Here is a 3447-nt window from a genome sequence, read left to right on the forward strand (position 1 = left end):
TCACAGGCACCTGCCGCCGTGTCCGGCAATGACCCGCAGCGCGCCCTTGCACGTGGCAAACTAGCGGTGGTCGTTCAACGTCCATTGATCATGCACGGATGCGCATAGCCCATGACACGTCTGCTCATCATTGAAGACAACCCCGAGCTGGTTGCAAATCTCTACGCCTTCTTCGAGCCACTGGGCTACGTGCTTGACGATGCGCGGGATGGTGCCACCGGCCTGCGCAGGGCAACGCAGAACGATTACGACGCCATTCTGCTTGACCTGATGCTGCCCCGCCTCGATGGCATGGCACTGTGCCAGGCGCTCCGTCAGGAGTTCCAGAACCCGGTGCCGATCCTGATGCTGACCGCCCGGGATCCGGTGGAGGACCGCGTGCAGGGGCTCGCGTTGGGTGCGGATGATTACCTGGTCAAGCCTTTCTCCCTGAAGGAGCTGGACGCACGCATCAAGGCGCTGGTCCGCCGCGCCCAGGGCCGGCAGGTCCAGAGTGTGTTGGACTGGGGCGATCTGCGCGTCGACACCCGTTCACCGCAGGCGTGGCGCCAGGGCCACACCCTCAATCTGACCCCGACAGCGCACAAGCTGCTGATGTGCCTGGTGCGGGCTGCCCCCGCGGTGGTGCGCAAGCAGGAGATGGAATACCTGATCTGGGGCGACGAGCCGCCGGAGAGCGGTGCACTGCGCACGCACATCCATGAGCTGCGCCTGCAGGTGGACAGGCCGTTCAACCCTGCACTCATTGCCACGGTGCACAGCGTTGGCTGGCGGCTGGACAGGCCCGCACTGGCACCTGCCGAGTAGTTGCTGCCGATGACTACCCGCTCGCTGAAGTCGCTTTATCGAAGCCTGACACTGAGAACGCGCATCACGGTGTCGTTCGTGCTGCTGATGGCCGGTGCCATGGGCTTCATTGTGCTGGTTGAACTGGTGGACTACGACGAGGTAAGAGCCTCCGTCGTTTCGATGACCCAGGACCGCGAGGTCCATCGGCTGCAGGCCGCACTGGCCAGTGGCGAGCAACCGGAACTGACGAAAGGCAGCCAGCTGTATGACGCGCGCTCGGCTCCTCAGGTGCTGCGCAGGTACGGGCCGGGCTACCACGGTGAAGAAGGCCCGAACGAATGGCATCTGCGGGTCTTCGAAAGCAACGGACAGCGCTACTACCTGCTGCAGGATGGCGAGCACTATGCCTACCTGGAGCATCTGATCAATGCCTTTGCGACGCTGGTCATCCTCACCTGCGTGCTTTGCGCGTTCTGGATCGGCCGCCGAACCGCGACCCATGTCATCGCGCCCATCACCCGTCTGGCCGAGGCGGTGCAGAACAAGCACAAGCCCTTCCCCTACCAGGATGCACGCGATGAGATAGGTGTGCTGGCGCGCGCTTTCGCCCAGCACAGCGACGAGCTTGAGCAGTTCCTGCAACGCGAACAGTGCTTTGCGGGCGATGCCAGTCATGAGCTGCGCACGCCCCTGGCGATCATCGGTGGCGCGGCCGAGACACTGGTGCACCAGCTGCCCGCCGACAGCCACCTGGTGGCCAGCGCCGATCGCATCATGCGCACCACCCAGGAAATGCAGCGGCAGTTGACCTGCCTGCTGCTGCTTTCGCGTGACCCCAGGACGGTTCCGCGCAGCGTCGTGCCCGTGCGGGCGCTGATCGAGGAATGCAGGGAGCGATGTGCGCCGTGGCTTTCGGGAAAGCCGGTGCGCTTGGTTCTGGATGCGCCGCAGGACCAGCAGGTGCTGACCAATGCAGAGCTGGCCCGTAGTGTGATCTGGAACCTGCTGCGCAATGCCTGCCAGTACACCGACGAGGGCGAAGTAAGGGTCGAGCTGCGGGGCGACACGCTGCGAATCGCCGATACCGGCCCGGGGTTGCCGCCCAGCATTGATGCGCAGCAGTTCCAGCGTTTCATGCCCAGCGCCCGGCAGAGTGGCGAAGGCCTGGGCCTGTCCATCGTGCAGCGTGCGGTCGAGCACATGGGGTGGCAGATGACGGTCGAGACTTCGGCGCAGGGCTGTCGATTCACCCTGCAGATGCTCCCAGCCACGCCCGGCACCTGACAGCTTCCTGACACAGGCCTGCACATCCTTGCCGGATCTCCACGTGAAGGCAGGACCGAAATGCAGCCAGGGCATCGACAAGGCAGCGGCAAGTACCCGCACGGAAAGACCGGCCTGCGCCGCATCTTCCATACCCTGATCCATTCGCGCGACGGCTTCATCGCTACCTTCCGCGGAGAGGCGGCCTTCCGCCAGCTGCTGTTGGTGCATGGCGCGCTTGCGGTCGTCGCCTTCCTGCTGGAGGTCGGCCGAAGCGAGCGCGCCGTGATGCTGATGGTCTGCTTCATCAGCCTGATGGTGGAACTGCTGAACTCGGCCATCGAAGCGGTGGTCGACCGCATCTCRCTGGAACATCACCCGCTTTCCAAGAATGCGAAGGACATGGGCAGTGCGGCGCAGACCACGGCGCTGTTGATGGTCGCTACGGTATGGGCCGTAGTTCTGCTGGGCTGAGCACGAAAGCTGACAACTTCCTGATAAACGCATCCAGATACTGCGCGCACTTCTCGTACAACGGATTGTGCACGTGCGTCCATGCTTCAGACTTTCCCCTCATCATCCGATCGTGCTTGTGTGGTGCACCGCGTTGTTCTTCGCCACGCTGGGAAACATCGCCCTCTGGAAAACACTGTGGTCCGTCATGGACATCCATGACCTGCGCAGCACCCTGTTCTTCTTCAGCCTGCCGGTGCTGCTGTTCTGCCTGTTCAATCTGTTGTTCACGCCGATCGGCATCCTTCCCTATGTCCGCAAGCCGGTACTGGCGCTTCTGGTTCTCATCAGTGCCGCGTGCAGCTACTTCATGCTTCATTACGGCGTGCTGATCGACCGCGACATGGTGCAGAACGCGCTGGAGACCAACCAGGCCGAGATGACGTCCTATCTCTCGGTGCCGCTGCTGCTGACAGTGCTGTTGCTGGGCGCCCTGCCCTCGTGCGTGCTGCTGGTCATGCGCAGTGGAAACGGCGGTCGCCCCTTGCGGCCGGCGCTGGTATGGCTGGGAAATGTGCTGGCGACGTTGATGGTGCTGGCGGCGGTGACGTTTGCGTTCTACAAGGAGTACTCGTCGCTGCTGCGCAACAATCGCTACATCCGTGAACAGGTGCTGCCGCTGAATGTGGTCCGCCACACCTATGGTTATCTCAGGAGCAGCTACAGCGCCAAGGCGCAGCCATTGCGGGCTGTCGGCGAGGATGCCACCCGCATCCCCGGAAAAAGGCCCCGCCTGGTGGTCGTGGTGGCTGGCGAGACGGCACGAGCACAGAACTTCCAGCTCAACGGCTACCCGCGCCAGACCAACCCGTACCTGTCACGCAAAGACAACGTCATCAGCTTCCGCGACGTCTCCTCCTGCGGTACCGCAACGGCGGTGTC

Annotated in this window: 4 protein-coding genes; all 4 read left to right on the forward strand. The window is 63.3% G+C overall.

Features of this window, described 5'->3' with window-relative positions:
* The first annotated feature begins 111 nt into the window (after positions 1-111).
* On the forward strand, positions 112-807 hold the full coding sequence (locus AB4Y84_RS16605) for a response regulator transcription factor (protein WP_180167100.1): 696 nt from the start codon (positions 112-114) through the stop codon (positions 805-807).
* A gap of 9 nt (positions 808-816) precedes the next feature.
* Positions 817-2073 carry a HAMP domain-containing sensor histidine kinase gene (locus AB4Y84_RS16610; protein ID WP_442243554.1) on the forward strand — a complete coding sequence of 419 codons (1257 nt, stop codon included), beginning with the start codon at positions 817-819 and terminating at the stop codon, positions 2071-2073.
* Positions 2074-2133: 60 nt separating this feature from the next.
* On the forward strand, positions 2134-2526 hold the full coding sequence (locus AB4Y84_RS16615; RefSeq protein WP_312106689.1) for a diacylglycerol kinase: 393 nt from the start codon (positions 2134-2136) through the stop codon (positions 2524-2526).
* 187 nt (positions 2527-2713) lie between these two features.
* Positions 2714-3447, forward strand: a 734-nt coding sequence (locus tag AB4Y84_RS16620; protein ID WP_442250470.1) for a phosphoethanolamine transferase domain-containing protein, incomplete at its 3' end; no start/stop codon positions are given.

This window comes from Stenotrophomonas sp. 2YAF22 (assembly GCF_052114665.1).
Lineage (GTDB): Bacteria > Pseudomonadota > Gammaproteobacteria > Xanthomonadales > Xanthomonadaceae > Stenotrophomonas > Stenotrophomonas indicatrix.